Origin of the sequence: Marseilla massiliensis (assembly GCF_016899855.1) — a bacterium.
Taxonomy (GTDB): domain Bacteria; phylum Bacteroidota; class Bacteroidia; order Bacteroidales; family Bacteroidaceae; genus Prevotella.
In genome coordinates, this window is sequence record NZ_JACJJG010000172.1 from 1 (window position 1) to 3102 (window position 3102).

Genomic DNA, 3102 nt, shown 5'->3' on the forward strand with positions numbered 1-3102 from the left:
TCTTAATTTCTCCGCTCTTAATTCTTAATTTATGGTTACCGCGTTGCCGATGCATCCGTTAGGCATCTGCACGTGTATGAGCGAGCATACGGTTGCGGCGATGTCGTTAATGGTGGTCGGCGCGTCGGTGCGACCGGGCTGTACGTGCCATCCCATGAGCAGGAATGGAATGTGAGAGTCGTACGGATTCCATACGCCGTGGGTCGTTCCCTTGTCTATCACCTCCGAGCTTACCTCGTAGTTGGCGGGGTTCAGAATCATCTGGATGTCTCCGCTGCGCAGGCGGTGGTAGCCGTTAATGATGCGTTCCTTTATTAATGAGGGGATGGATGCCTCGCTTGCGTGCTCGAGGTCAACCACATAGGCGTACTGCTTGTCGCCTTTGAGCCATTCGATGGCTTCCTCTTTCACGTCGTCGAGGTCGAGCGAAAGGGCTTTGATTGCCCCGTGGTCGAGGAAAACCTTGTAGTTGCTGATGCAGTTTACCAGGCTCTGCTCCACGCCGAACTTGCCTTTCAGGTAGTCGTCAAGCTGTTTGGCCTTCTTTGAAGCCACAAATCCGTCGGCCGGAATGCCGTGTTCGCGCAGCATGAGGATGTTGTTCGCGGCGCCGTGGTCGGCGGAGAGGAACGCAAGATACTGTCCCTTGCCCACCTTTTGGTCAAGATACGTGAACAGGTCGGCCAGCCTTTTGTCAAGGTCGACGAATATCTCGCGTATCTCGGGACTGTGAGTGGCAACCTCGTGGCCTACCTTGTCGGTGCATGAGAAGCTCACCGTAAGCATGTCGGTCACCTCGTCGGCTCCCAATGCCTCGCCCTCGACGGCCGCCTTGGCCATCTCTTCGGTTATCAGGTTGCCGTAAGTAGAGTATGACACCTGGCGCTCGTCCTTGCCGCCGTACTTGTTATTGAACGCGACAACCCACTCCGGCAGCTTCTCCATGTAGTAAGTGCTCGTGATGAAGCGGCCCGTAGCGTTGTCAATCCAGTACGCCCCGTCGGCCGAGTGGCCTGCCGGCAGTATGGCGGCGCGGTCTTTTATCGACACGCCTACTACCTTAGCCTTGAAGTCGGTGGCTATCTTCAGCTCGTCGCCGATGGTCGTCGTGAGCATGTTGCGCGGCGACATCATGCCCGCCTCGCTGTCGGTGCCCACGCCTTTTACGGTCGGGTCGGAGCAGCAATACGCCATCTTGCCGTCAATCATGAAGTCGTTGCCGGCAATGCCGTGTATCGCCGGCACGCTTCCGGTGAATATCGACGTGTGGCCTACGGCCGTAACGGTGGGCACGTAGTTAATCATCGTGTTCTCGCAGTTGTACCCTTCGTTCATCATGCGCTTGAAGCCGCCCTCGCCGTACAGGTCGTAATAACGGTAAAGGTAGTCCCAGCGCATCTGGTCAACCACAATACCGACAACCAGTTTTGGTCTGTCAAGGCCTTCGGCAACGCTTTTAGCACATCCAAGGCATGTTAAGACTACGGCCATGAGAACGGCCTTTTTCAGTAAATTGTTAATTCCCATATTATCGTTTTGTTGATTGATAACGTCTGAAATACGGTGCAAATTTAAGCATTTCAGCCGAACTTGTAAAACAAATTACGGCTTCCGCCCTAAATCTTCACAGGATTGTATTGTCCTGCCGGCTACTTTTAGCGCCCCGTTTAGCGCCCCTTCCGTAATTTATTGATAATCAGCGGGTTTGTAAAAGGCCGTCTTTTAGCGTGTAAAAGACGGCCTTTTGGCTTGCGGTTTGCGGCCTTTTGTAATGTAAAAGGACGCATATAATAATGAAGTTATAGAACTTAGAGAAGTTAAAGAAGTTATAGCCATTACTTTTACGGCCTATTATCAGCAAGCCATTCGGCTTTAACAACCGACGGAGTAAGGCGAAGTGGTTATGCCTTTAACTACTTGCCGACCGCAGTTAACGATAACTTCTTTAACTCCTTTAACTGCCAATGAATGGTAGCTTTGCGGACATTCATCTTTCGTTTACTTCAATCCATTGGGAAACACCTCGTCCTCAAGGATTATTCCGTCGGCAGCCGGAGTGTCTTCAGACCCGAACGAGTTGGCCTTGTACTGTATGCACATTACAAGCATAGGCCCGTTGCCAGTGTTGCGCAGCGCACGCTTTCCGGCCGGAGCCACGCGTACGAGACTGCCTTCGCCCACCTCAAACAGTGCATCGTCGACACGGAACTCGCCTTCGCCACTGATTACCATGTACAGCTCTTCGTGCTCCTTGTGGGCATGTACGAACGCGCTGCCTTCGCCCGGGGCGAACGTCTGGAGCGACATCTCCATGCCTGTTGACTTCAGTGCGCCGCCGGTGAACACCTTGCCGTTGATTACCACGCTCTCGCCGAGCGGCAGGCTATACTCACTTACCTTGTCCAACTTGCCTACGGTCACAGCCGTAAAGTTGCTGCCTTCCCTTAAAGTCTTGATCTCTTTCATCTTGTTTGCTTTATGTTATTGTTATTTTTGACAGTGCAAAGTTATGAAAACGCGGTATGACATGCAAGAAGTGAAATTGATGAAACCCGGTTACTCCGAGGTTACAAATGCTGGTTTACAACACGTTGCATTTCAGACTTTTACAATGTTTAACACGAAGCGTCATGATGTTTCGTCCATAATGGTTACTTTTGTAGACCAAAAGGTGCTTCCGTAATTTATTAAACGTGTAATCGATATGCTTAAAACAGAGGTTAATGACGCCTTGTTCCCAACCTGTCCGATAAGGAACGTACTGTCGAGAATAGGCGATAAATGGTCAATGCTGGTGCTTTATACGCTGGAACAGCATGGCGTGTTGCGGTTTAACGGACTGAAACTGTATATTCCCGACATATCCAAGAAAATGTTGTCTGCGGCTCTGAAGGTGCTCGAGGCTGACGGACTAATCAGCCGCAAGGTGTATGCCGAAATTCCGCCAAAGGTAGAATATACCCTGACCGAGCGCGGACAGACCCTTATTCCGCTGATAAATAACCTGATAGAATGGGCGTCGGCCAACATAACCGACATCGTTGAGGACAGAAAGAACTTTTTAATTCATAATTCATAAATTCAAAATTCATAATTGGGTTG

The 3102-nt window shown here is 50.7% G+C and carries 3 protein-coding genes; 1 reads left to right on the forward strand and 2 read right to left on the reverse strand.

Translation table 11 applies throughout. From position 1 onward, the window contains the following. Positions 1-24 precede the first annotated feature (24 nt). Both H6A34_RS14005 and H6A34_RS14010 read right to left on the reverse strand, forming a co-directional pair. Complete coding sequence (locus tag H6A34_RS14005) at positions 25-1527, reverse strand: alkaline phosphatase family protein (protein ID WP_239480900.1); 1503 nt, start codon at positions 1525-1527, stop codon at positions 25-27. Between the two features lie 471 nt (positions 1528-1998). Then, entirely contained in the window at positions 1999-2466 is a 468-nt protein-coding gene (locus tag H6A34_RS14010; RefSeq protein ID WP_205106017.1) for a cupin domain-containing protein, read from the reverse strand. A gap of 238 nt (positions 2467-2704) precedes the next feature. Between H6A34_RS14010 and H6A34_RS14015 the strand changes: the two genes are divergently transcribed. Beyond that, positions 2705-3079, forward strand: a complete 375-nt coding sequence (locus H6A34_RS14015; protein ID WP_021948770.1) for a winged helix-turn-helix transcriptional regulator — start codon at positions 2705-2707, stop codon at positions 3077-3079. Positions 3080-3102 lie beyond the last annotated feature (23 nt).

Bases quoted from the DNA above. Each gene is read 5' to 3' on its own strand.
- H6A34_RS14005 (WP_239480900.1), bottom strand. From the start codon at position 1,527: ATGGGAATTAACAATTTACTGAAAAAGGCCGTTCTCATGGCCGTAGTC.
- H6A34_RS14010 (WP_205106017.1), bottom strand. From the start codon at position 2,466: ATGAAAGAGATCAAGACTTTAAGGGAAGGCAGCAACTTTACGGCTGTG.
- H6A34_RS14015 (WP_021948770.1), top strand. From the start codon at position 2,705: ATGCTTAAAACAGAGGTTAATGACGCCTTGTTCCCAACCTGTCCGATA.